General features: G+C 56.5%; 19 protein-coding genes. 9 read left to right on the forward strand and 10 right to left on the reverse strand.

Features of this window, described 5'->3' with window-relative positions:
• Positions 1–362: 362 nt before the first annotated feature.
• Complete coding sequence (locus tag AABZ39_00860) at positions 363–734, reverse strand: hypothetical protein (protein MEK6793297.1); 372 nt, start codon at positions 732–734, stop codon at positions 363–365.
• A 135-nt stretch (positions 735–869) separates the two neighbouring features.
• On the opposite strand from AABZ39_00860, the gene AABZ39_00865 reads away from it, so the two are divergent.
• Positions 870–1,667 (forward strand): RNA polymerase sigma factor, encoded by a 798-nt coding sequence (locus AABZ39_00865; GenBank protein MEK6793298.1) that lies wholly within the window; start codon positions 870–872, stop codon positions 1,665–1,667.
• A gap of 41 nt (positions 1,668–1,708) precedes the next feature.
• Here AABZ39_00865 and AABZ39_00870 read toward each other — a convergent pair whose 3' ends face one another.
• The 6 genes from AABZ39_00870 to AABZ39_00895 form a co-directional block, all read right to left on the reverse strand.
• Positions 1,709–4,252, reverse strand: a complete 2,544-nt coding sequence (locus AABZ39_00870) for a helicase C-terminal domain-containing protein (GenBank protein ID MEK6793299.1) — start codon at positions 4,250–4,252, stop codon at positions 1,709–1,711.
• 19 nt (positions 4,253–4,271) lie between these two features.
• Positions 4,272–5,441, reverse strand: a complete 1,170-nt coding sequence (locus AABZ39_00875) for a fused response regulator/phosphatase (protein ID MEK6793300.1) — start codon at positions 5,439–5,441, stop codon at positions 4,272–4,274.
• 10 nt (positions 5,442–5,451) lie between these two features.
• Positions 5,452–6,786 carry a rod shape-determining protein RodA gene (rodA, locus tag AABZ39_00880; protein MEK6793301.1) on the reverse strand — a complete coding sequence of 445 codons (1,335 nt, stop codon included), beginning with the start codon at positions 6,784–6,786 and terminating at the stop codon, positions 5,452–5,454.
• Positions 6,787–8,694 carry a penicillin-binding protein 2 gene (mrdA, locus tag AABZ39_00885; GenBank protein ID MEK6793302.1) on the reverse strand — a complete coding sequence of 636 codons (1,908 nt, stop codon included), beginning with the start codon at positions 8,692–8,694 and terminating at the stop codon, positions 6,787–6,789.
• 83 nt (positions 8,695–8,777) lie between these two features.
• Entirely contained in the window at positions 8,778–9,812 is a 1,035-nt protein-coding gene (locus AABZ39_00890; protein MEK6793303.1) for a hypothetical protein, read from the reverse strand.
• Between the two features lie 90 nt (positions 9,813–9,902).
• A complete protein-coding gene (locus AABZ39_00895) occupies positions 9,903–10,802 on the reverse strand; it encodes a hypothetical protein (protein ID MEK6793304.1) in 900 nt (299 codons plus the stop codon).
• Between the two features lie 135 nt (positions 10,803–10,937).
• Here AABZ39_00895 and AABZ39_00900 point away from each other — a divergent pair, with 135 nt between their 5' ends.
• Positions 10,938–12,788 (forward strand): serine hydrolase domain-containing protein, encoded by a 1,851-nt coding sequence (locus tag AABZ39_00900; protein ID MEK6793305.1) that lies wholly within the window; start codon positions 10,938–10,940, stop codon positions 12,786–12,788.
• A gap of 12 nt (positions 12,789–12,800) precedes the next feature.
• Here AABZ39_00900 and AABZ39_00905 read toward each other — a convergent pair whose 3' ends face one another.
• Positions 12,801–13,634 (reverse strand): helix-turn-helix domain-containing protein, encoded by an 834-nt coding sequence (locus AABZ39_00905; GenBank protein MEK6793306.1) that lies wholly within the window; start codon positions 13,632–13,634, stop codon positions 12,801–12,803.
• Positions 13,635–13,832: 198 nt separating this feature from the next.
• Between AABZ39_00905 and AABZ39_00910 the strand changes: the two genes are divergently transcribed.
• The 6 genes from AABZ39_00910 (at position 13,833) to AABZ39_00935 (ending at position 20,893) form a co-directional block, all read left to right on the forward strand.
• Positions 13,833–15,131 (forward strand): FAD-dependent oxidoreductase, encoded by a 1,299-nt coding sequence (locus AABZ39_00910; protein MEK6793307.1) that lies wholly within the window; start codon positions 13,833–13,835, stop codon positions 15,129–15,131.
• 9 nt (positions 15,132–15,140) lie between these two features.
• Complete coding sequence (locus AABZ39_00915; protein MEK6793308.1) at positions 15,141–16,481, forward strand: FAD-dependent oxidoreductase; 1,341 nt, start codon at positions 15,141–15,143, stop codon at positions 16,479–16,481.
• 220 nt (positions 16,482–16,701) lie between these two features.
• Complete coding sequence (locus AABZ39_00920; GenBank protein ID MEK6793309.1) at positions 16,702–17,823, forward strand: alpha/beta hydrolase fold domain-containing protein; 1,122 nt, start codon at positions 16,702–16,704, stop codon at positions 17,821–17,823.
• An 83-nt stretch (positions 17,824–17,906) separates the two neighbouring features.
• Positions 17,907–19,076 carry a hypothetical protein gene (locus AABZ39_00925; protein ID MEK6793310.1) on the forward strand — a complete coding sequence of 390 codons (1,170 nt, stop codon included), beginning with the start codon at positions 17,907–17,909 and terminating at the stop codon, positions 19,074–19,076.
• 11 nt (positions 19,077–19,087) lie between these two features.
• On the forward strand, positions 19,088–19,672 hold the full coding sequence (gene yqeK, locus AABZ39_00930; protein MEK6793311.1) for a bis(5'-nucleosyl)-tetraphosphatase (symmetrical) YqeK: 585 nt from the start codon (positions 19,088–19,090) through the stop codon (positions 19,670–19,672).
• Between the two features lie 156 nt (positions 19,673–19,828).
• Positions 19,829–20,893, forward strand: coding sequence for a serine hydrolase (locus AABZ39_00935; GenBank protein MEK6793312.1), 1,065 nt, complete (start codon positions 19,829–19,831; stop codon positions 20,891–20,893).
• A 24-nt stretch (positions 20,894–20,917) separates the two neighbouring features.
• On the opposite strand, the gene AABZ39_00940 is transcribed toward AABZ39_00935, so the two are convergent.
• Positions 20,918–21,856 carry a helix-turn-helix domain-containing protein gene (locus AABZ39_00940; protein ID MEK6793313.1) on the reverse strand — a complete coding sequence of 313 codons (939 nt, stop codon included), beginning with the start codon at positions 21,854–21,856 and terminating at the stop codon, positions 20,918–20,920.
• Between the two features lie 182 nt (positions 21,857–22,038).
• Here AABZ39_00940 and AABZ39_00945 point away from each other — a divergent pair, with 182 nt between their 5' ends.
• Positions 22,039–23,517 carry an ADP-ribosylglycohydrolase family protein gene (locus AABZ39_00945; GenBank protein MEK6793314.1) on the forward strand — a complete coding sequence of 493 codons (1,479 nt, stop codon included), beginning with the start codon at positions 22,039–22,041 and terminating at the stop codon, positions 23,515–23,517.
• Positions 23,518–23,587: 70 nt separating this feature from the next.
• On the opposite strand, the gene AABZ39_00950 is transcribed toward AABZ39_00945, so the two are convergent.
• Positions 23,588–25,993 (reverse strand): sodium-translocating pyrophosphatase, encoded by a 2,406-nt coding sequence (locus AABZ39_00950; protein ID MEK6793315.1) that lies wholly within the window; start codon positions 25,991–25,993, stop codon positions 23,588–23,590.
• Positions 25,994–26,203 lie beyond the last annotated feature (210 nt).

Raw genomic sequence — 26,203 nt, forward strand, 5'->3', positions numbered from 1 at the left:
GAACGGGAATAGAACTCCTTCGAGCAGGAATATCGGTTATTCTCTGGTCGGAGATGTTTCGGTGAGAGGGAATAGTTCATGGGGACGCTGGAAGATGCGTCGAGTGTAAGTGCAATTATAGAAGCAACCCCTATCCCTGCCAATTTCTATTTGTTCTTTATAAAAATCAACTCGGCTCCCCTTTTGAAGGCGTGCGCCAAGGATGGCGCAGCTGGCGGCGGCCATGGATGGCCAAAGCCGCTACGGAAAGGGGTCGGGGGATAGGGGTTGTTTTTTCCAACAAATAAAAACACCCTGCCCGGTGATACTCCTATGCATCGGAGTATTCCGAACAGGGTGCATCGAACGATCCGGGACCTGCGCTACGCCGCATTGTTCACGGCGGCATCGACGATCTTCCGGTTCTTCCGGGAGATCTTGCTCCGCAGGCGTGCGGCCTGGATCGCAACCTCGGTCTCGTTCCCGAGAGCGCCCATAGCTCCGTTGAGCCTGGACGATGCGTTCCGATACGCAATGTCGGCCGTCGCCCTTGTCGAAGCGGTAGTGTCACGAAGTTTCGCCTTGAGCGCTTCGTGCTCGGCTTCCGTCTTGACCGTGTCGGTCGTCCGCGTCCGCAGTTCAGCGATCCACGTATCCGCGTTGACGCCTTTCGCGGCAAGTGCATCCTTGTTGCTTGCGAGGAATTCAATGACCCCTTCGCAAAATCCGATCGTCTGTGTCTTTGTAAGTGCCATAAAGCACCTCCTGTTTTTATTTTGCAGGATTTCACGAAAAATTCATCAGCGCGCTTGACTTTTCTTCGTGTCCTTACGATATTGTATACGAAAGAGTGTTGCAAATAATTTTCTGATAATTATACGGATCGATATATGGGAACCCCGAACACAATACCGGCCGTGCCGGCTGACGACATCATCCTCATCTCCGGGATACGCCAGAATAATATGCGCTGCTATCGCCTCTTCCAGGAAAAGTATTTCGGCTATATCCGCCATCTCTTCGGGCAATGGGTGAACGATACGTCCGACGCCGAAGAATTGTCCTGTGACGTTCTGGCCAAGGTCATAGGCGCGATAGAGCGATATGATCCCGCTCGCGGGAGCCTTAAGCTTTGGATATATGTAATAGCCATCAATACCCGCAACGACTATCTGCGGAGGCTTGCAGCGGCTGAAGCAGCGGCGACCGTATCGCTTGACGAGCCGGTCACTTCCTGCAGCGACATACTCCGCATTGACTTGCTTGCGGACAATAACACCGGGAGTTCCGACCTCCCGCCGTCATCCTTTGCCGGAAATCCCGGCCTTCAAGCGGCACAGGCGGTGATAAATGCGCTCCCCATTGACCATCGATATATACTTCAGCTCTATTCCGATGGATATTCATCGTCGGAGATAGCTCAAGCCATAGAAAAACCGGCGGGAACGGTTCGGAGCATCTGCTCTCGGCTTATCGCGACTATTCGTTCCGCGTATGAGAATGCGATAATGGCTGATGTCGCCATCGATACGGATGACAGCGTAGCACCGATTGGTGACGCGGACATTCCTGATGGGACTAGAGTACCCTTTATTGAAGTGTACGGCATGGCATCGGCGGTATTCTCTATCCCTGCGGAGATCTTCACGCTCTTTTCGCAGCGCATGTATGGGGCGGTTTTCAGATGAACGCGTACCAGTGCTGACGAAGATCGTATTTCGACCGTCCGCTATCCCCCGAAGAACTCGTTCATATCCCCGATGATATCCGTAAGTCCCCCGCGCACCGTCGTCACATCCGGCAGTGAGTTGATGAATTTCGCGCCGTAATTCTTCATGAGTATGCGCTTGTCGAGCACAAGCACGACGCCGCGGTCCTTCTTGCTGCGGATGAGACGCCCGAACCCCTGTTTGAACTTTATCACCGCGAGCGGGATGATATAATCGATGAAGGGATTGCCGCCTTTCCTGCGTATGTATTCCTGCCGCGCCTCGGTCACCGGATCGGTGGGCACCGAGAACGGCATCTTCGGTATGATGATCATCTGCAGATTATCGCCCACCACATCGACGCCCTCCCAGAACGAATCGACGCCGAAGAGGATATTGTTGCCGGATTGGCGGAACATCTCGATGAGCGTGTTGCGATGATACTCACCCGACTGCGTGAGCGCGGTGAGCCCCATGGCGGTGAGCTTTGCGTACGTCGCGTCGTACACGGCGCGGAGCGTGGAGAACGATGTAAAGAGCACGAAGCATCGCCCCTTGGTCACTTCCATGGCGCGAAGGAGATAGCGGCTTATCTCGCCGGTGAATGCCCCGTCATTGGGCTCGCTCACATCGGTGGCGACGTACATGCGCGCATTGTTCTGATAATCATAGGGCGAGGTGAGATGCTCGGTGACAAGACGCTCCTTGGGGATGAACGTAAGGCCGAGCCGCTCCTCGAAGAACGAGAAGCTCTTGTCGACGGTGAGCGTCGCGCTCGTCATGACGACGGAATCGAATCGCGAATAGAGGAAGCGGTTGAGATACGATGCCACCTCCACCGGCGTCAGATGCCAGCTGAGATAGAGCGCGCCCTTTCGCGAGAGCGATACCTCGAACCAGCGTATGAACTCATCGGCGTCATACGCAATGGCGGATGAGAGCGATGTCACGAGCGATTTGAGCCTGTCGATGTAGATGACGGCGCCGGCGAGCGTGTCCTGATAGTCGATGCCGTAGGTTATCGCCGAATCGACGAACGATGTCTTCAGGAATTCCGCCGCATTGACGAAACCGGTGAGCGCCGCCACGATATCGCGGAGAATGGGTGTGCCCTTCTTCTGCCAATGGTCGGTCTGCGAGAACTCCTCGCTCACGCGGAATTTGAACCCCTCGCTCCCGCCGCCGATATGTTCGCGGCAATAAGCAAGGAACGCCTTCGCATGAAGCTCAAGGACATCGCGCGCGTGCTGGCAGGCGGGGATGAAACTGCGGTCGAACATCGTCACGAATTCGGCCACATCGGCCGCGGGCATGGCCGTCGTCCCTTCGATGAGCCGCCGCATCCGCTGGGCATAGCCGAAGCGCTTTGTCCCGCGCTGGCTGTAGAGGAGATTGATGTTCTTCACGACGGCGAATTTGCTCCCGTCATTGCCGAAATACCGGCTTGCGCTTTCCTCGAAATTGTGCGCTTCGTCGATGACGACCTTCTCGTAGCGCGGGAGGAAATTGAAACGCCCGCCGGTCTCGGCATGGATGGACAGATCGGCGCAGAGGATGTGATGATTGACGATGAGTATGCGCGCGCGGTTTATCTCCTTCCTCATCCGGTAATAGAAACAGTCCGTATAGTGGTCGCAATTCGTCTTGGTGCAGCTGTCGCCCTCCGACTGCACGAGTTCCCAGAGCGATGACCGCGGCTTTTCGGAAAGATCGCTCATGCTCCCGTCGCTGGTGACGGAGAGCCAGTCGTTCACCGAACGGATGAAATCCTCCTCTTCGGTCTTCAGGTCGAGCGCCGCCTCTTCCTGTTCCCGGGCGATAAGGCTTTTCACCTTCCGTATGCATACGTAATTGTTGCGCCCCTTGACGAGCGCGTAGGGTATCTCCGGCGCGAGCGCGCGTATGATATCGGGGAGGTCCTTGAGGATTATCTGCTGCTGGAGATTTATCGTGTTCGTGGAGACGACGATGCGCCCTTTGTTCGCCTTGACCCACAGTATCGCCGGCACGAGATACGCGAGCGATTTCCCCACGCCGGTACCCGCCTCCACCATGAGATGCGTGTTCTCATTGAACGACTCGAGCACGCGTTCGACCATGACCGTCTGCTCATGACGGTACTCGTACGCGGAAAGATACTTCTTCAGATCGCCGTTCTCGGTGAAAAGGAAGAGTATGCCGGGTATATCGAGCTTCTCCGCCTTCGGGGCGATGAGCGGATCGACGACGACATACATCTCGCTCACATCGCTGTCGATGATGACGAAGCCCACGCCCGCATTGCCCAGTTCGCTCGCGACACCGACATCCGCGTTCGATGGGGAGAGGTTCCCGCCGGGGTGATTATGGATGACAAGATCGTATTCGAGCGATGAATTGATGATGGCAGGCACTGCTGAGCGATTGCCGCGGGCTATGACGGAAGCGAACCCGACGAGCGCGCCCTCGGTGAAATTGCCGCCGAAATACACCTCGTTGCCGTCGGCCTCGGCTATTGCGCTCCTCATCGATGCGATCGCACCGGGCGTGAAGAGGGCGTTTATATCGCGGTAGGTATCACTCATGCGGTACGCAGATGGAACGCTACTCCCGGCTCAAGAGCAGCATGGTCACATCGTCACGAAGTTCATCATCGCGGGAGAAGCGCTTGACCATGTTCATGATGACCGAGGGTATGCGCTCAAGCGGCGTGCCGCTTTCCATCTCGCGGGAGAATGTCTTGCTGAGGCGCTCCTCGCCGAATATCTCATCGTTCGCGCCGAATATCTCGAAAATGCCGTCGGTGAAAATGAACGCGGTATCGCCCGCGGCAAGCGATGTCTCGCCGAGTTCGTAGGTGGCGGTATCGACGACGCCGATGAGCATGCCCTTCGCAATGAGCGGCGTGATCTCCCTCTCCGCCGTGCGGTATACGAGCGGCGCCGGGTGGCCGGCCTTGGCGTACATGAGCCTCCCGGTGTTCTTATTATAGAGCGCGTAGAATATGCTCGTGAAAAAGCTGTCGTCGAAACCCTCGGAGACGAAGAGGTGATTGAGCCGCTTGAGGAATTCATCCGGGCGGCTTATCGCCCCGTCCTTGTCGACGGCGTTGTTCTCAAAGAACGATTTGACGAATATCGTGAGCATGCTCGCGGCAACACCGTGGCCGGCGACGTCCGCCATGACGATGGCGTATTCATCCTCGGAAAGTTTCTTTACGTCGTAGTAATCGCCGGAGACCTTGCTGTAGGGCTTGTACACCTCGATGAGCTTTGCGCCGGGAATGCTCGTATAACCGTGCTGGAGTATCGCGCTCTGGAGCTTCCCCGCATAGAGCATATCCTGCTCGAGCATGCGCATATAGAACACGTTCGCATCCTGCAGTTTCTTCATGCGCAGCATCGCCTTGATGCGCGTGTTGATGATGTCAAAGTCGTTCGTCTTGATGACATAATCGTCCGCGCCGCTGTCGATGCCCTGTATGAGCGCGTCCTTGCTGTCATTGGCCGTGAGGAATATCACGGGGATATTGCGCAGCACCTGATCGGATTTGAATTTTTTCGCTATCTCCACGCCCGAGACATAGGGGATGAGATAGTCGAGTATGACGCAGTCGGGCAGATGGTCGATCGCCAGGCGCAGCCCGTCGTCCCCGTTGTTCGCCGTGATGACCGTATACCCCTCGGTCTCAAGCAGGAGCTTCATGAACTGGCAGAAATCATCGTTGTCGTCGATGATGAGTATCTTCTCTGATCGTTTCTTTTCATCGGCCATGGCCGTCTTCCTATGCCCGCTCGATGCCGTCACCGTGGACGTATCGGCGGATATCGATATTGAACAGGACCCCGAGGGCGGCAGCGAACGTGATGAGCGAACTCCCGCCGGCGCTCACGAACGGGAGCGGAATGCCCGTGATGGGCATCACACCCATCGCCATGCCGATGTTCACCATCACGTGGAACAGGAACATCGTCGCAATACCGGCGGCGATCATGGCCCCGAGCTTGTCCTTCGACTGCATCGCGATGCGCATACCGCGGTACACGATGATGAAGAACGCAATGAGCACGAGCGCCGAACCGAGGAATCCCCATTCCTCGCCGATGTTCGAAAAAACGAAATCGTTCATCTGCTGCGGTATGAAATCGAGCTGGCTTTGACTTCCCTTGAGAAAGCCCCTGCCGATGAGACCGCCGGAGCCGATGGCGATAAGCGCTTGTATGATATTATACCCGGATGAAAGTTTTTTCAACTCCGGATTGAGGAATACGAGAAGGCGCTGTTTCTGGTATTCCTTGAGGGTGATATCGAGCATGATGGCCGCAAGGAAGCTCAGGAACAGTATGAAGAACACATACGCGGCAAGACCGATGCGGCGATTGCTCGCGTAGAGATTTATCACCGCGAGGAGCGCCGCGAGGAAGGCGAACAGGAAGGCGATATACGCGATATAGGAGCGATGTGAGAAGAATATGAAGAAGATGCTGTCCGTCGAATTGATCATGCGCGAATATGAGAGGAACATCGGTACCGCAAGACCGACAACGCCGATGGAGATGAGCCCGAACAGATAACGGATGCGGGCGCCGGCGACAAAAAGCATGACGAGCGCGATGGGCACATAGACGAGGAATGTGCCGAAATCCGGCTGCAGCAGTATGAGCGCCATCGGCACTGCCGGTATCACGAGCGCTATCGCGAATCCTTTGAGCGTACGTATCTCATCGCCCATGGCATCGAGGACGCCCGCAAGCACGAGGATGACGGCGAGCTTGATGAATTCCGCCGGCTGTATGAAGAGTATCCAGCTGCGAGAGCCGTTGACGAGCCTCCCGACATGGGGTATGAGCGTCAGCACGAGGAGCACCACCGATGCGGCATACAGTATCATGCGCTGTTCGACCATCTTCGTATAGTTGATGAACATCATTATCCATACGATGCCCAGTCCCACGAGCACGAAGATGATCTGCCGGATATACGCGCTGTTATGCAGGGCGCTGTGCGCATTGCTGTGATTGCTCGAATAGATCGCCAGGATGCCGGCGAACATGAGGAATATCATCGACAGGAACATCGGCGGGTCGAACACGAATATCGCTCTGCGCTTTCCGGACATTCATTCCCCCAGTATCGTTTCGGTCTTATAGAGCAGCCGCCGCCGTTCACGCTCGGTTTTCCAGCGTTCCATGATGGCGGTCTTTATTGCAGCGGCATCGATGTTCTCAAAGAGCGAACGTATCATGGCGGTGGCAATGGGCGCCGCGGCAAGACCCCCGCCGCCGCCGTGCTCGATAAGCACCGTGACGGCGACCGTGCGCTCATCGGGCTTTGCGTCATAGGGGGCATAGCAGGTGAACCACGAATGGTCCTCCCCGTGTATGTTCTGCGCCGTTCCCGTCTTCCCCGCTATCTTCACATACGGCGACCACGCGCCGAAACGTGCTGTCCCGCCCTCGACGACCATGCGCAGGCCCCGCTTCACGAGCTGGAAATGCTCAAGATCAACCGGCACACGGCGGAGAAGCTTCCTGTCATTATTGACGAGCACCTCGTCGGTCTCGGAATTGCGTATTTCCCTGACCACATGCGGACGATAGACGATGCCGTCATTGACCACGGCGCTTATCATATTATGAACGGCGATGGGGGTGACGAGCATATACCCCTGGCCGATGGCGAACTGCAGCGTATCACCGTCCCACCAGTATTCGCCTTTCTGCTCGCGCTTCCAGTCCGGTGACGGGACCATGCCGACCGCCTCGCCGGAAAGGTCGACGCCGGTCTTTTCACCGTACCCGAACAGGAGCGAATACTTGCGTATGATGTTCGGGCCGATATCGTACCCGAGATGATAGAAGTAGGTGTTGCATGAATTCTGTATGCCGTAGAGAAGGTTCTGCATGCCGTGCTCGCCTTCGCATTTGAAGAACTTGTTCTCAAGGAGCATGCCCCCGCTGCAAAACACCGTCCGGTCGGGATCGACCTTGCCTTCCTGCAGCCCCGCGAGCGATACGAGCACTTTGAACGTCGATGATGCGGGATAGCGGGCGCATATCGCCTTGTTCCAGAACGGATGCAGGGGATCGTTCATCATGCGGTCATAGATATCACGGTCGATCTTTTTCCCCATGAACATGTTCGGGTCGTACCAGGGGCTCGATACCATAGCGAGTATGCCGCCCGTCGTCGGACGGGACACGATGAGCACGCCGGACAATCCCTCCATGAGCTTCTCGGCCACCGCCTGCATGCGATGATCCATGGAGAGGATGAGCTTTTTGCCCGGTATCGGTATGCCGTTCGCAGGCGTTATCTCTTCCTTTACCCGGTTGCGCGCGTCAACGATGCGTTTCTTGTACCCGTCGATGCCGCGCAGTTCACGGTCATAGGACTGCTCGATGCCGTCCTTGCCGACGACGCTGTCGATGCGGTAGCCGTCCTCCCGGCGCAGCTCGTACTCCCGCTGGCTTATCGTTCGCACATAGCCGAGCGCATGCGCGAGCGTGTTCGTAAGCGTGTAGCGGCGTATCTCGCGGCTCTTATAGTACACACCCGGGTATTCCTCGTTGTGTTCGGCGAGATAGACGAGTTTCTCGTAGGGGATGTCATCAGCAATGTCTATCGTATCGAATTTGGAGAACCGCGTCTTCGCTATCTTCTGCTTTATCTGCGTAAGGTCGACATCGAACACACGCGCGGTGCGATTGAGCAGCTCCTCGCGTTCAAAACGGTTCGTGGGGAAATTATACGGGACGAGATAGAGTGCGTAGGTATTGAGGTTGCCGGCAAGGAGAAGCCCCGTGGCATCGACGATCTCGCCGCGGAAGGCCGGTATCGGGACGAGCTGCTCCTGATTGTTCTGTGCGAGCTTCGCGTAATGCCCGTGAAGTATTATCTGGAGAAAAAAAAGCCGCCCGAGGAGCAGCGCAAAGATGACCGCTACCGCCCCGACAAGCCATGTGACGCGGGAGCGGTATGCCTCGCGCCTTTCCTGTTCAAGCGCTTCCGATTTGCTGTGTGCCATATAACGTTACTTGCACGTAGTATACATAACAAGACCGGTTTTGGCAAGGAACGCCGGGCGTTTCACCAATGCGCGGATAGGCGTCAGAACGTCCATGACACCTGTGCGCTCATTGAAAGCGAACCATTGCCGTCGACCGAAGGCATGACCGTAAGCGAAAGGGGCGTTCCATCGGTCTCCGGTGCGAACCCCATGGTAGCGAGGGCGGTCACGGCAATACCGGTCGCGGCACATGCACCGAAGTAGAGAAAATACAGCCGGTAATCAGGGAGCATGAATCGCGCCATGGATAACGCAAAAAACCCTGTGACAAGCCCTGTCGCGCCGCCGAGCGATGTGAGCCACACCCGTGCCGATGACCATTTGAGCGCGTCATGGAGGAACCAGGACCCGATCGCGGCACCGTCCGCGATAAGGTTCACGGCAAGGAGCGTGCAGGGATTAATCCACTGCGAAGACAATACCCCAAGGCCGGCAAAGAACAGCCCCCAGGCATAGCCGTTGACCAGGAGGGAATATCTCCCCGCGGAATAATAGTCGTCATTGCATGTGGCGATGATGGCGAGATAGCGCGCCGCAAGCGATGTGATCGACATGGTAGCAGGCACCATCATGATGGAACCGAACGATATATTAGGAAGCAGTACTACATCGACGGCAAGCGTATGCATGGCCACGGCCGAAGAAAAGAACTCTATCGCGAGCATTTTCCCGAACGGCATGGGGTAGCGGAGCGTGGATACTATCGAGGTCAGCACGCCGGCACTCACACCGGCAAGCCCTATCCCCGCGACGAGTGACGGGTCGGCCCAGTAGTCCACCGCTGAAAGAACGGCCTCAAATGATATGACATGCGCCAGGATGTTACCCGTGTAGAAAAGGAAGAGCCCGCTGTCATCGCGGAGCGAATAGAGCAGACGGCGTTCCTCTATATCGCGCCGTATGCGCTTCGCCTGCTCCGCTTCATGCGGCGTGTTCGGCGCCGCAAGGACACCCCCCGCAAAGCGATATGCGTTGGTATTATCATGTGCGGCGTACGCCTCGAGCATTTCCGTGTAGTTCGTACCTGCGTACGCGAGAGCAGCGGCAAGCACCATGAGCGTGATCATTCGTTCCATCGGGAACCTCCTTGTCAGCGGTCTTTCCCCGCGACAAGGATATTCTAACAGCGGACGCCCCGAGTGTCTTGTTATAGATATAACATTTCGTCAGAACACGAGATTGAGCATTTTTACGCGTGAATTCACGCCTGTTTTCTGATAGACCGCGGATATCTGGTTGAGCACTACCTGATGCCCCTTGCCCTGCACATCGGCTATTTCCTTAGCGTTGTACCCTTCCGCAAGGAGGGTGATTATCTGATACTCCGTCCGTGTTATCCCATACCGCTCTTTCAGCGCGCCTTCATCGATGGTCTTTTTCTCCCGTACACGCACCCCGAAGAGCCGGTAATCATGGAGAAGGTACGGTATGCTGAAGCGGATGTTCAGGATGTTCCAGAAGCAGTAGTACAGCGCACAGGCAAGCGAGAACAGCGCATTATCCGTGACGAGAAAGAAGACCGCGGGCGGGAACATGACAATGACCCATACCGTCGCGGCGGTTATCCCCTTTCGTATGGACTTGAGGAATATCTTCCCCCGGTTCATGAATGTGAACACATTTATAGCGAGCAGCGCACAGATGAACATCGCGTTCATGAATGATTTGCCGCGCGGGATCAGCGGTTCGGAGAGCATGTTCCCCGCGACCTGCAGCGCCATATAGACGAAAGATGCGCCGATAAGCAATGCGATATGCTGCGGCCGTATCGCCCGCCGGATAAGTATGAACGCGGCAATGACAAGAAGGGCGAGTGCCGACGGGGTAGCGGCGGCTATCACCGCCTCATAGACAAGGACAGCGGCCGGTGAGAATGCGGCGCCGGCGGCGCGGGCGTAGGCGAATGAACCGTCGAGGAGCATGAGTACCGAGAATGCGATATTCGCCAGGAGATACATCCGCAGGAACGATATCCGATATTTTCTCATAAGGAGCGAAAGCACGACGATACCGCCGAAGCCGGCGAGCATCGAGAGAACATAAATAAAGAACACCACGTGTACCATGCCGGAAGTTTATCATGGAACGAGCCCCACGTCAAAATGACGGATCATTATAGTTATAATATTGCCAAAACCGCTCCCTGAAGATACTATCTGCGATATACGCGATCATATCGCACGGCAACAAGGAGAACATCGATGAGAACACCCACCGCAGCGACACCGCTTCTTCGCGTCCTCCGTATTGCCGCATGCACCGGCATAGCGATACTATCGCTGCGCTGCAGCACGTTCAAACAAGACCATACCGCCGTCAACGCCGTTCCGGCGGATACATCCTTCGCTGATGCGATACGCGGTCTCGATACTGCAATGACGGAAGCAATGTCCCGCTTTCAGCTCCGTGCGGCGGCGGTCGCAGTAGTGAATACCGACGGCGTTCTCTACGCCAAAACATGGGGGCAGCGTACCGTGAACGGCGGTGCCGTGGACGATAGAACGCATTTTCGCCTGGGCTCCATCTCAAAAACGCTCACCGCCATCGGTATCATGCGGCTTGTGGAGCAGAAAAAGCTCGCGCTCGATGATGCGATCACGGACCATCTCCCCGGAATGGTGCTCCGCGACACATCCGGAAAACCAGTGCGCATAACGGTTCGCGCGCTCTTAAGCCATCACGCGGGGGTAACGAGCGATCTCTATGACGGGCTCGTCGGGTGCAGTGAAACACGGAGCGAAAGCATGTCATCGATATCCCGGCGTCCGCTCTGTTTTCAGCCGGGCACGGCGATGAAATACTCGAATATCGGCTACATGATTCTCGGTCTTCTCATCGAACGCATAAGCGGACGTACGTTCGAGGATTATATGCGCGACGAAGTGCTCCGTCCGATCGGCATGGGGCGAGCGTCATATCGCTTCTCCGATGATATCGCATCGAACTCAGTAATGCCGTGGCTCGACGACGGAACGCCGATACCGCAGTACGCCATACGCGATGTCCCGGCGGGCAATTGCAGCGCCACACTTTCCGATCTCGCCGCGTACCTTTCATGGCTTGTCGCTGCCGGAGAAAGGCCCGGCCCGATTCGTGCATCATCGCTCTCTGAGACGATGCGCGAACAGTATCCTGATACTGCGGATCATGTCTATATCAACGCCCGCTTGGGATTGAGCTGGTTCCTCGACTACTACCGCTTTCCGCCGGATTTCGACTACGGCCAGGTGTCGCATGCCGGCGCGCTCAACGGTTTCGAGAACGAGATAGTCTTCAATCCCGAAGAGGGCATCGGCATCGTCGTCCTCACCGCCGAAAATTCGGCGGAACTCGACAAGGGCGAGGTTGCGAAGATGTGGGTGGTCGGCAATACGTTCGGGAAATTCCTGACCGCGCAGAAAAAGCGGAACACACTTCGTGCGGCGACGAAACGCGAACGCGTGCGCACGCATCGTCCGTTCAATGTCGTGTATCGTCCGCCTGCCGAGGGGATGTATGCGTTATTCGGCATCGCAATGAACGTCCGACGGACGGGGATGCTTCATTCCGTACAGCTTGCCGGATACGAACTTTCACTTGCCGCCGGGTCGAACGGGATATTCGCACCGCGGTATCACTTCCTCTGCATCCCGCTCGACCCCGCACCGTTCATCGGTGCCGACGGACTTACCATGGGGTTCACGGAGGAGCACGGCGCAGAGCATCTTGCCGTGCACTGGCGCTTCGGCACATCGACGTTCATGAACATGGCGGAGCGGGTAAAGCCGTACGCAATACCGGATGCCTGGAAAAAGCGCATCGGGGAATGGCAGCTCATACGCGGCGAGCGCATCGATAATTTCATGTGTGTCTATCTCCCGCGGACGAAACGCTTCGTCTGCGAACTGAGGAACGGCTTCCTCCTCATACGGCCCGAGCCGTCGCGGCTTGAATTCATACTCACGCCGGAGAACGATTCACGGGCCGTCATTGCGGGAACCGGGGAGCGGCTTCTTATCGAGGACGGCATCGCTGATTTTATGGGTTTGCAATTCCGGTTGCCGGGCAGGTAGATGCGGCTGTCATTACGGCGTAAGCCGCTTTGCGTTCTGCTTCTGATATGCCTTGGGCGTTGTGCCGGTCGCCTTGCGGAACGCCGAGGAAAAATAGCTCTGATTCGCATAGCCGCATTCGAAGGCAATGTCGGTAACGGAAAGCGATGACGCTTCGAGGAGCCGCTTTGCACGCTCCATCTTCCGTGCTATGACATAGTCGGTGAACGTCATACCGGTCTTCTCTTTGAACAGATGCACGAAACGGCTCGGGCTCACCCCGGTGCTCTTTGCGACAGCCTCGACACGCACCGCCCCGGCTATGGTCGATTCGATAGCCTGCATCGCTTTGACTATCTTCGGGTTGGTAATGCCGCGTGTGCGTTCGCGCAGATCGATCATATCGCGTTCGCGGGCGGTGTACACGCCGAGGAGCGTGAGCGCCGTACGGGCGGCGGCGAATACGCGCGCATCGACGGGGGAAAGCGAGCGGAATGCCGCGGCCGTCCTCGGATAACGGGGGAGCGCACCCTTCATGCGGAAGGGACCGAAGAAGAACGCACCGTCGTATCCGTTCGCGCCGAAGACGGGAACAACGAGTTCAGCGACGTTCGCATGACAGGTCTTGATGAACGGCACCCTCGTCTTCTGCGCACGCACGATGACCGCATCGATATCATCCGCGATGCAGCGCCGCGACTGCCCGATCTTTTTCACCTGTGAGCAGAACGCGCAGGTGTGCGTGTAGTATTCCTGGGGGACGCTCGCATCGTACTGCACATCGCCGGGTTTGTAGATGACCGGATGACGCGAAAGCACCGTGAATGAGCGAAGAAGCGGTACCAGGCGTTTGGTGAGCGAAGCCATGGAGAGAGTATATCATGGCATAAAAATCGTACAATAATGCCGCATACAGCATCATTTTAAATGAATTCCAGCACTATCGGCTATAGTATGCCGTGCATGGAAGCATTATATTCATGGCAGATCTGAACGCGGAGGGAACGATGGCATCGATGATACACTGTACAGTACCTATTGGTGCACATAAGAGCGGAGGAAAACATGGATAGAACGATACAGGAAACCGCACGCACAACACCCGTCGGCGGCGACTTTGATGTGATCGTGGCCGGCGGAGGTCCTGCCGGATTTGCCGCTGCGGTAAGCGCCGCACGCGAAGGGGCGAAGACACTCCTCCTTGAACAGACCGGGGCTGTCGGCGGCATAGCCACGTCAGGCCTCATGAGCCACTGGGCGGGCAGTGCGGATTCCTCCATACTGAAAGAGATTTATGACCGTTCGACACAGCCCGGCCCCGAGGAGAAATTCCCCCATCGCGGCACGATAAATCCTGAGCGGTTAAAATTCATCATGCTGGAAATGCTTTTCGAAGCGAAGGTCGATGTTCTCCTTTATACGTTCGTTTCGGACGTCGTAAAGGAGGGGGATGCGGTACGCGGCGTCATCGTCGAGAATAAATCGGGGCGAAATGCATATACCGCGAAGACCGTCATCGATGCAACCGGAGACGGCGATGTTGCCGCACGCGCAGGAGCCGCATTCCAGAAGGGACGCGAGGGCGACGGCAAGATGCAGCCGGTGACCATCATGTTCAAGATAGGCAGTGTTGACTATGCACGCGCAGTGTTCCCCGGCGGCTTCGAGGACAATCGCGAAATACCGAAGGGCAACGTGCAGGATCTCTCTCGCGCCGCACTCCCCTTCCCTGCAGGACATACGCTGCTCTATCAATCGTCGCTTCCCGGCATCGTTACCGTCAATATGACGAATTACATCGGCATAGACGGGACGAATGCGGCGGACCTGACGAAGGCGGAATACGAATGCCGCAAGCAGATGGACCCGATAGTGAGATTTCTCCGCGAGAATGTCCCGGGCTATGAACACTGCTTCATTGTGTCGACAGCGTCGCTCATCGGCGTACGCGAGACGAGGCATGTGCTCGGTGAATACACGCTGACGGAGGATGACATTCTCGCAGCGCGCGTCTTCGATGACTGGGTGGTGCTCCGCGCAAAGTTCAATTTCGATATCCATAATATCGACGGCCCCGGACTTGATAAACACGGGGCGCAGAAACATTTCCCGAACATCTCCGGCTATTCGATACCGTATCGCTCCCTCGTGCCGAAAACGATAGACGGGCTTCTTCTCGCGGGGCGCTGCATATCCGGTACGCACAAAGCACATTCGAATTACCGCGTCATGCCGATATGCGCTGCGATGGGAGAAGCGGCCGGTATCGCGGGCGCTCTCGCCGCGAAGAAAGGCATCGCGGTACGGAACGTCGATGTCTCTCAGATACAGACCATTCTCAATGCGCGCGGCATACATCTCTAAGGACGGGATATGAAAAGCTCAAAACGTACGGCTGAAAAGAAGATCACGACCGCAGGTGAATACGATATCATCGTTGTCGGCGGCGGACCGGCCGGTGTATCAGCGGCATTCGCGGCGTCACGTCGCGGGATGAAGACGCTTATCGTCGAGCAGTTCAACTGCCTGGGCGGCATAGCGACCGCGGGCGGGCACGGGCACATCTGCCTCTATTCATCGAGCGGTACGGGAGAACGTGTCGTCGGGGGCGTTATCCATGAGATATCGAAACGCACGGCGGACGCAGGATACGGCGTGGTGAATAACTCATCCTCCGATTTTGAGATAGAGGGGATGAAGTGTACACTGGAAAAGATCGCCGAGGAAACGAAGACCGACGTGCTCTACTATACACAATTCGCTGACGCTGTCGTGGAGAAGGGGGCGGTGACCGGTGTCATCGTCCAGAACAAATCGGGAAGGTCAGCCTATCGCGCGAAACGTATCATCGACTGCACCGGCGACGGGGATGTTGCCGCACGCGCCGGCTGCGGTTTTGATATGGGCGACGAGGAAACAGGTCATTGTCAGCCGGTAACACTCATGTTCACGATAGGCGGCGTCGATCACGAGAAGGTGAAGGCGTTCCGCGGTGGTGATTATAAATTGCAGCGCGTATGGGAAGAGGCGCAGAAGAACGGCGATATGCGGCCGTTCCAAAACGTGATAATGGGGTGGTGGTGGACGCCCACACGGCCCGACCAGATCGGTGTGAATTTCACCCATATCAATTTCATCGATTCGACGAAAGCCGAGGACCTTACTAAAGCGACGATAGAGGGAAGAAAGCAGGCGTATGAATCGATAGCCGTGTATCGGAAATACATACCCGGCATGGAGCACTGTTATATGGTATCGACGCCGAACACCGTCGGTGCCCGCGAATCGAGACGCATCCATGGACTGAACACGCTCACGCGGGAACATGTCGTTACACAGGCGACATTCGATGATTCCATCGGATACGGGTCGTTCTTCATCGACATTCACGGCACCACGGGGCCGGGCATGGACGCGAAAGTGTGGAACCCGCCGAAGGGATTCAAGTATCAGATACCGTACGGCATCATCGTGCCGAAAGATGTGGATAATCTTTTCGTCGCGGGGCGCTGTGCAAGCGCCACGCACGAAGCGCTCGGAAGCCTTCGCGTCATGCCGCAATGCGGCGTCATGGGCGAAGCGGCGGGAACAGCGGCGGTGCTTTCTATTGAGAAGAACATCGCTCCAAAAAATATCGATGTGAGAGCATTGCAGGGAATGCTTCGGGAGCAGAAGTGCATTGTGGATGAGAGTGATATAGCAAGGTACGCCTGACACGATACCATTCTCTGCGGCCGCAGAACGCATACATGAGATCGGTGCGATAAAGAGAGAACAAGGGGTCATGACCCCTTGTTCTCAGCGATTCTGCTGATGTTTTCATGATCGTGTTCCCATCAATGCAAAAGGTCGGTATTTTCGCGACGATCTGGTATTGCAAACAACGCATCGTGCAGTATTATCCATATATCGTAATGATCATACGGAGGATCCCATGCCCCGCTTCATGTGCATGTATATGGTTTCAGTGTTCGTCCTGTGTGCAGCCGATGCGCCGAAAACGATAGCCGACCGCCTTCGCGCCGACGATGCCGACAAGGACGGCACGGTAACGAAAAGCGAATTCAAAGGCCCGCCGCAGATCTTCGAGCGATTTGACAAGAACAGCGACGGTGTCATCGATGCAGCCGAGCTTGATGCCCTCAAGAACATCCCCTTCGGTACGAATGCCCGCGGAACGAATGACGGCCGTCCTATGCCCGACCGCTTCGAGCGCACGGACCGAGCCCCGATGGCAATGCCGGATACGATAGAATATGTGCGCGATGTGGAATATGGGAAAGGCGGAGCAGTATCGCTCAAACTCGATTACATACGCCCGAAAGAAAGGAAGTCGTCGCTTCCCGCGATAGTGTTCATTCACGGCGGCGGCTGGAAGAGCGGCGACAAAGCACAGCCGATAAGGAATCTCGTCCCGTTCGCGACGAACGGATATTTCTGCGCATCCATTAATTATCGCCTTACCGACGAAGCGCAATTCCCCGCACAGATCGAAGACTGCAAATGCGCAATGCGCTATCTCCGTGCGAAGGCGAAAGAGCTCGGTATTGACGGCACACGCATCGGCGTCTGGGGGTCTTCCGCAGGCGGACATCTCGTCGCGCTCCTCGGCACATCCGGCGATGTGAAGGAGTTCGAAGGCACGGGCGGATGGCAGAACGAATCGAGCCGTGTTCAGGCCGTCGTCGATTTCTTCGGCCCGAGCGATCTTTTCACAATGGGTGACAGTCCATCCTCAATGGACCACAATGCCCCTGATTCTCCGGAAGCGAAACTCATCGGCGGCGCGCTCAAAGAGAACAAGGCGAAGGCCGACAAGGCAAGCCCGATAACGTATGTATCGAAGGACGACCCGCCCTTCCTCATCGTCCACGGCGATGTTGATAGAACGGTGCCGATGCAGCAGAGCGTGGTGTTCGAAGCCGCGCTCAAGAAAATGAATGTCGATGTTACGTTAAAGATAATGGCCGGGGAGGGGCATGGGTTCAAGTCGCGAGAGCCTAATGAGCTGGCGATGCGGTTTTTTGAGAGGGTGTTGAAGGGGAAAAAGGAATAACATCTATCCCCTCAGGGAACGGCATCATATATTTATGCAATAATAGACCATTTCGCTTCCCGCGCCGTTGCCCCGAGCTGTCAGTGAGCCGAGGGCGAACGGTCAAGGCGAATTCGCCCGCAGTTCCATTTTTCACCCGTGTATCGTATACTCGGTACATGGTCCGCTCATATATCCTCATATTGTTCGTCCTCGCATCGGTCGGGTACGCGGAAAATATAGCCCCCGGCATTGAACGCATCTCCGTGAGCGAAGGCCTCCCCTCGAAATATCCATACCGCCTTGCGCTCATACAGAGGACCGTGTGGGTGACGATGCGTGCCGCCCAGGGAGCCTTTCGCATCAACGGTATCGTCCGCGTCGATGGCACATCGATATCTGAGTTTTCCGGGACGAATACCGGCTTGCGCTCCGATGCCGTGAACGCATTGACCGCCCTTGACGACGGAACGCTCTACGCCGCCAGCGAAAAAGGTCTTCATCGCTATGCTTCGAACAGATTCGAGGCGGTCGGTGCTGCGGTGCCGCTCACCCATATAACAGCGGATGATACCGGTACTGTCTGGTCATTCGGCTCTGACGATGAAAAATGCTATTCGATGTTGCTTCGCGGCGGACGCACGACCGCCCTCTCGATGAAAAAACGCTATCGCCCGCTTGCGCTGTTCGCGGCGACATCGAATTCCGCATGGCTTGTCCATCAGGGCGGAATACTTGTCATCACCGAAAAGGCAATGACGGATATGCCGCTCACCGGAACGCCGCTCTGGAAAAAAGAGAACCGCGACCCTGACGGCCCTGTGCCGTCGGTATGGATTTACAGCGCGGTAAAAATGGGGCCGGCGTTCTACTTCGTCGGGCACACGAAAGCGCTCGTGCGCTATGAGAACGGCTTTCATGTCGTCACCAACGGCCATTTCGGACGGCTTGCCGCGGGCGGCGGGAATGTTTTCGCATCGGATTTCAACGGTTCGATATACCGTTATGACGGAGCATCGTTCTCCCGCATATTCTCCGGTGCCCGCTCCATCGGCCACCTCTATGCGTCGGCGGGCGGTACGCTCTGGGCGGAAGTGGATATGGAGCGCAATGCACCGCATGCACTTATACGATATGATGCACCGTATACACGTGAAACCAAGCGCTATTCACTCCTGTCCGGGTCGGCTCTATCGCCGGGCATATGCGACATGGCAGTCGATGAGAACGGCCTCTGGCTTGCAACGAACGACGGATTGTGGAAGATACAATGAAGGCGCGAAGCATGAAGCACACGGATACGTCGGTCGCATCGATACAATCCTGGCTGAAAAGGAACATCGATGCACCGCGTTATCGCCATACGATGGGTACGTATGCGGTCGCGATGAAGCTCGCAAAACGCCATGGTGCGAACGAACGGAAAACCGCGCTTGCCGCACTCCTCCACGATGCGGGGCGCATGTTCTTTTCGCCGAAGGCCATGATCGCGTACATAAGAGAGCACGGCGAAGCATTGCCCGCACATCGCGAGCTGAGCACCGGTCTTCTCCACGCTGCCGCGAGCGCCGCGATAGCGCGTGCCGTGTTCGGCGTCCGCGACAGGACCGTCCTCGATGCGATACGGCGTCACACCACCGGCGGAAAGAACATGTCGCTCATCGCGAAAATCATCTATATCGCCGACGTTCTCGACCCGAGCCGCGGTCTTCCCCATACGCGAGGACTGCTGAAGAAAGCGATGCGCGATCTTAACGATGCGCTCATAGACACGGTGCGGATCAGCATCGACTATGTCATGCGGCAGCGGATATTCCTTGCGCCGGGATCGCTGGAATTTTACAACAGCCTTATCCGCTCGCGGCGATAACAGAACGTTCGCGGTAACCCATACCGGCATCGACTCTCTCCTGTAACATTGCCGCCGCATTCGGGGTATACCGTGGAAGGGAAAAGCCGGTGTCCGCTGTTCGGTTTCACGCGGAGGCCCTTCGTCCATTGCGATCGAGCGAGAAGAAGGTGGAACATGTCAGTTGCGCTCCTGCTGCACAAACTTCACGCGATACGAAACGGCATCATCACCGCCGGTGCCATGGTGCTATGCACTTCGGCAACGACCGGGGCGGAGGGGGTTCTCCCGCCGAAAGATGAGTGGCAGAAGAAAGCGGCAGCGTACAGCGCGGCGCATGACGGCGTATCCATGCTCGTGCTTATCGACGGCGTTGCAACGCTTGAGGAATACCCCAACGGAGGCGGTGCGGACAAGGCCTGGCAGCTCGCCAGCGGCACGAAAAGCTTCTGGGGCCCGCTCATGCTCATCGCTGAAAAAGAAGGGATCTGTACGCTCGATGAACGTATCGCCGATACCATCACCGAATGGAGCGGCGATGCCCGACGTTCACGCATCACCGTACGCCATCTCCTTTCTCTCACCTCCGGACTTCCGAACGGCAGATCGCTCGCTCCGCCGTACCGTGACGCAATACAGTATACTGCGAAGAACGAGCCGGGCGATGTTTTTGAATACAGCTCGGTGTCCTATCAATGCCTGGGTGAATTCCTCAAACGAAAGCTCGCATTGAAAAAAATGTCATCGCTCGATTATCTGAAAACCCGTATCTTTGAGCCGATCGGCCTTGTGCTCGCCGATTGGAACAGGGGTACCGACGGGGAACCCGTGCTGCCCTGGGGCGCGCATCTCACCGCCCGTGAATGGGCGAAATACGGTGAGCTCATCCGCCACGGCGGCACGTGGAAGGGGAAAGAGATCATTCCGTCATCGCCGCTGCGTTCCTGTTTCATCGGAAGCAAGGCGAATCCGTCGTACGGCCTTACCTGGTGGCTGAACACGCGGAACGATCTCCCCGCCGATCTTGTGCTTGCTGCGGGTGCCGGGGATCAGCGGATGTACATCGCCCCGTCGCGCAGCACCGTTGCGATACGGCAGCGGAAGATCGATATCAAACAGCTCATGCGCTCGAAGCGTCAGCCCGACAGCGCATTCTCAGATGCGGAGTTCTGTTCGCTCCTCTTTACCGGGGTATCGTCGACGAACGACGCCCCCATGGTGCTGATGCGCCCTATGGAGTAAGCGCAGTCCCGTGTGTTCGTACTGTCATCTCTTTTTTCGGAATACCGTCGGCGTCACGCCTGTCTGTTCCCGGAACACATCATTGAAATGCGTTATGTTCTCAAAACCGACATCGAGCGCGATGTGACCGATCGGAAGCCCGGTCTCCGCAAGAAGTTTTTTCGCGTCCTCGATGCGAAGGCGATTGATATAGGTCGCGAGCGTCGTTCCCGCAATGCGGTTGAAATTCGTCGAAAGCGACGACGGCGTGAGACCGAAGCGTTCGGCAAGCGCGCGCTGTGATATACGTTCCCGGTAATGCGACTGCAGATGATCGAGTATATCGATGATGGACACCTTTTTCCCCGTGCGTTCACTGCCCGAGCGTACTTCCTCAAGAAGCGTTTTTATCGCCTGCCGGAAGGCGTCTTTTCCTATCTCCTGCCTATCCTCACCTGCATAGCGGATACGTTCGATGACGATGAAGGCGTTAAAAATTATCCGCTTTGCCGCATCATCCGAAAGGCGGCGCACTTCCTTTGTTCGCTCATCCGTGAAGGGCGTGAGAAGCGTGCAGAGGTCGAGGAGATTATACTCGGTGAGCACACGATCGTTGTATCCGATTATCGACGGGAGAAAGGAAAGCGTAACGATGCGCGCCTCCCCGCTTGCTGCTTCAAAACGATGCGTCACGGATGGATTGAGGAATATCGTGTCATAGGGTGTGAGCGTCCGTTCGGAGGACGACGATGTCTGGTGTCGGAGATCTCCCTGTATGACGATGACCGCTTCAAGGAAGTCATGCCGGTGCACGGGAAACGGCGTATCTCGAGAGAGCAGCTGCGTGCCCGCATAGAACGACACACCGTCATTGAACCTGAACACCCCGTCCTTTTCATAGAAGAACGACTGAACGCTTCGCCGCCACGGCCCGTTGATATCGAACAGCCCGAACACCGGATCTTTTACTGTACGAACCGCCATAAAAAACACCGAACCATGCCGAAAAAATGTGGAAGTCTGCCGCAGGGGCAAGTATATATTAGAGCAGTATCGAATACAATCATAACAAGAGGTTGTGAAATGGCAATGAATCATCATTGATAAGAGCAAGGGGCTTAAGCCCCTTGTTCTTTGTTTTACAACGATCTCAAGGAGAAACGGGAATGATCAACTTCAATGAAAAGGATCTTCGTAATAAGATCTACGGCTGCTGGATAGGGAAATCGATCGGCGGCACGCTCGGCGGACCCTTCGAAGGCCGCCGTGAGATACTCGATGTGAAAGGGTATACGACGCCTGCAGGCGAACCCTTGCCGAACGACGATCTTGATCTGCAACTCATCTGGCTTAAAGCACTGACCGACCGCGGTCCGAAGGGCGTCACCGCTCAGGTGCTCGGTGAATACTGGCTCAACTATATCCCGCCCCCATGGGGCGAATACGGCGTATGCAAGATGAACCTTCACGCGGGATTCCCGCCGCCGCTCTCCGGCATGCTCACCAATGAAGTCCTCAATAAATCCAACGGCGCATGGATACGAAGCGAGATATGGGCGTGCGTTGCCCCGGGCTGCCCCGATACGGCGATACGCTTCGCCTATGAGGATGCATCGGTCGATCACGGCGGCGACGAGGGCATGTACGCGGAACTTTTCACCGCGGCGCTCGAGAGCGCGGCATTCGTCGTGTCGGATATGCGGGAACTCATACGCATCGGTCTCTCGAAGATACCGGCTGCATGCCGCGTGGCGACAGCGGTGAAGACCGCGATCAAGGCATACGAAGAGAAGCACACCTGGCAGGAAGCGCGCGAAGCGGTGGTGGCAGCGAGCGTTCCGGAGATCGGATGGTTCCAGGCACCGGCGAACATCGGCTTTGTCATCGTCGGATGGCTCTACGGCGAGGGCGACTTCGGGAAGTCGCTTATCATCGCCACCAATTGCGGCGACGATACCGACTGCACGGCATCCACGCTCGGTTCCATTCTCGGCATCATACGCGGTGCGGATACGATCCCTCAGGAATGGATAAAGCCGATCGGCGACAGGATAATCACCGTGGCGATAGATCGCGGAAGCATTCAGTTGCCGACGACGCTCACACAGCTCACCGAACAGACGATGCGTCAGATAGTTCCTATGCTGACCGCGTTCCATTGCCCCGTTACCGTGAGCGCATCGCCGACCGATATATCGGACATCGCTTCGCTGAAATTGGAAAACCCGTCCGTCGGCGCCGAGATATGTGGCCGCTCATCGTATGCCGTTACCATGGACGCCGTTCATGCGAAAGTGATACTCGACTACGAAAAAGCGCCGGTGCTCAGACCCGGCGTGCCGTTCCGGCTCACCGTTGAGATCGATAACCAATTGCCCGATCATCGCCACTACGAAGTGATCTGGCATATGCCTCCCAATGTTCGCGTGCTGCCTTCGCCGCGAATGCAGATGAGCATCATGCATAAGGGCGTAGAGCAGGGATACAAAAGCCGCGGCTACGGCAAGGTGCACACGCCCGCCGTGTTCGAGATAGTGGCCGATACGATTGACGAAGCATATGTCCGCGGTATACTGGAAGTGCGTGCGCCGGGACGTCCGACGGTCTGTTTCATACCGGTGCTGTTCGCAAATGCCGTGTCGTAACGCATCGTCGCGTTCGATAAAAAAAGAGGCGGGGAAAACCCCGCCTCTTTTCAATTCCCGCTGACCGGAATTACTTTTCCTTTGTCTGAATGCGCATCGCATAGAACGAGCGCCACACGAACACAAGTGCGACAACGAAGAAGAACGCGCCGACATACGGGGCGATGCCTCTGAAGCTCGGCACGATGGCTATTTCCATCGCGAGAAGCCCGAAGAGCGTCGTGAACTTGATGATCGGGTTCATGGCCACCGATGATGTGTCCTTGAACGGGTCGCCCACCGTATCGCCCACGACGGTCGCGGCATGGAGCGGTGTGCCCTTTTCCTTGAGATCTACTTCAACGATCTTCTTCGCATTATCCCAGCAGCCGCCGGCATTCGCCATGAAGAGGGCCTGGAAGAGGCCGAACACGGCGATGGCGATGAGGTAGCTGATGAAGAACGAGGTCGGGGCATTGTTCGTGCCCTGCGGCGATGAGAAGAACGCGAAGGCGAGCGCGAACGAGAATATCGCTATGAATATATTGAACATCCCGTTCTGCGCGTACTGCGTACAGATCTGAACGACCTTCTTCGATGCTTCTGTATCCGCTTTCTTTGCGGCCTTTTTGTCGAGCTTGATGTGGTCCTTGATGTACTCGACCGCGCGATATGCACCGGTGGTCACTGCCTGAATGGAAGCGCCTGAGAACCAGTAGATGACCGCGCCGCCGGCGATGAAGCCTAAGAGCGAATACGGGTTCAGAAGGTTCAAGACCGTTTCCGGCTCGATGCCGAGCGTGCTCTTGATGAGGAGGATAAGCGAGAATATCATCGTTGTTGCGCCCACGACAGCCGTGCCGATGAGCACCGGTTTGGCGGTCGCCTTGAACGTGTTGCCCGCGCCGTCATTCTCTTCGAGATAATGCTTCGCTTTCGCAAAATCCGGCTTGAAACCGAATTCCTTTTCGATGTTCTTGCCCGCCTGCTTGTCCTCTTCGATGAGCGAAAGCTCGTAGACGGACTGCGCATTGTCGGTGACCGGGCCGTAGCTGTCCACCGCAATGGTCACCGGACCCATGCCGAGGAAGCCGAAGGCCACGAGACCGAAGGCGAACACGGACGGGTATATCATGTGCACGCCGAGACCATGGAGCGAGAAGAAATACGATACTGCCATGAGCGCGGCTATCGTAAGACCGATCCAGAACCCGCTGAAATTACCGGCGACAAGGCCGGAAAGAACGGTGAGCGACGCGCCGCCCTGACGGGAGGCCGTGACCACTTCCTTTGTATGCGCGGACTTGGTGCTCGTGAACACTTTCACGAATTCGGGGATTATCGCGGCGGCAAGCGTGCCGCAGCTGATGATGCCGGCAAGCCAGAGCCAGAGATTGCCGCCGAGCGACGAAAGCTGCCAGTAGCTCACGGCGAACGTCATGCCGACGGAAAGTATCGACGTGATCCAGATGAGGTTGGTGAGCGGCTGTTCGAAATCGAGATGTTCCTTGCGCGCAAAGAATATCTGATTGACGACGCCGTTGAGCCAATAGGAAATTATCGATGTTGCCACCATGAGGAAGCGCATCGTGAATATCCAGGTGAGGAGCGTTATCTGCATCGCGGGGTCTTTCACGGCGAGGAGGATGAAGCTTATGAGCGCGACACCGGTCACCCCGTAGGTCTCAAAACCGTCAGCGGTGGGGCCGACCGAGTCGCCCGCATTGTCGCCCGTGCAGTCGGCGATGACGCCGGGATTACGCGGATCGTCCTCTTTGATATTGAAGACGATCTTCATGAGATCGCTTCCCACGTCGGCTATCTTCGTGAAGATACCTCCGGCAACGCGGAGCGCGGAAGCGCCGAGCGATTCGCCGATGGCAAAACCGATGAAACACGCTCCGGCGATGTCGCCCGGAACGAAAAGAAGGATGCAGAGCATGATGAAAAGCTCTACGCTCACAAGAAGCACGCCGATGGACATGCCCGCCTGAAGCGGTATGTTCAAGAGCTTGATCGGTGCGCGCATGAGCGAGGCAAATGCCGTGCGGGCGTTTGCGAGCGTATTCATGCGTATGCCGAACCATGCAACGCCGTAGGAGCCGAGTATGCCGACCACCGAGAAAAGGAGGATGATAACCACTTTGCCGATGGGCATCTGCTGAAGGACGCCGAAATAGAACGCGATACACGCGCCGATGATGAGCTCGAGTATGATGAGGAATTTCCCCTGCTGGAGGAGATATGCCTTGCACGTCTCGAAAATGAGATTGCCGATATCAAGCATGGACTTGAACACCGGCAGGCGCTTGACGCGATTATACTCGAGCAGCCCGAAGGCGAGCCCGAGCACGCATACCCCGATGCCGATGAGCAGGAGGTTGAAGCTGAACGGATGCTGAGCGAACGATGGGACAACGAGAGCCGCCTCGCCGCCGCCGTGATGGACCACGGCATTGGTTACGGCCGCCGCTGTTTTTGCGACTGGAATAGCCATTGCGATAACTCCTAGTAATGAAGATACTTGATGTAAAAGAGTGGTCATTGTATGGCAGGGGGGGGGCTTTGTCAAGATTAATTCCTGCGCTGCCGCGAAAAAACAGACCGCTGTTCAATGGTCCACACTTCGCTCATTGAACGGAACCGAAATGAGCGGCGATACCGAACAAACAGAACCGTCACATCGACTGTTCACCCTTGGCTCACT

It is taken from the genome of Spirochaetota bacterium (genome assembly GCA_038043445.1).
Taxonomy (GTDB): Bacteria; Spirochaetota; Brachyspiria; order Brachyspirales; family JACRPF01; genus JBBTBY01.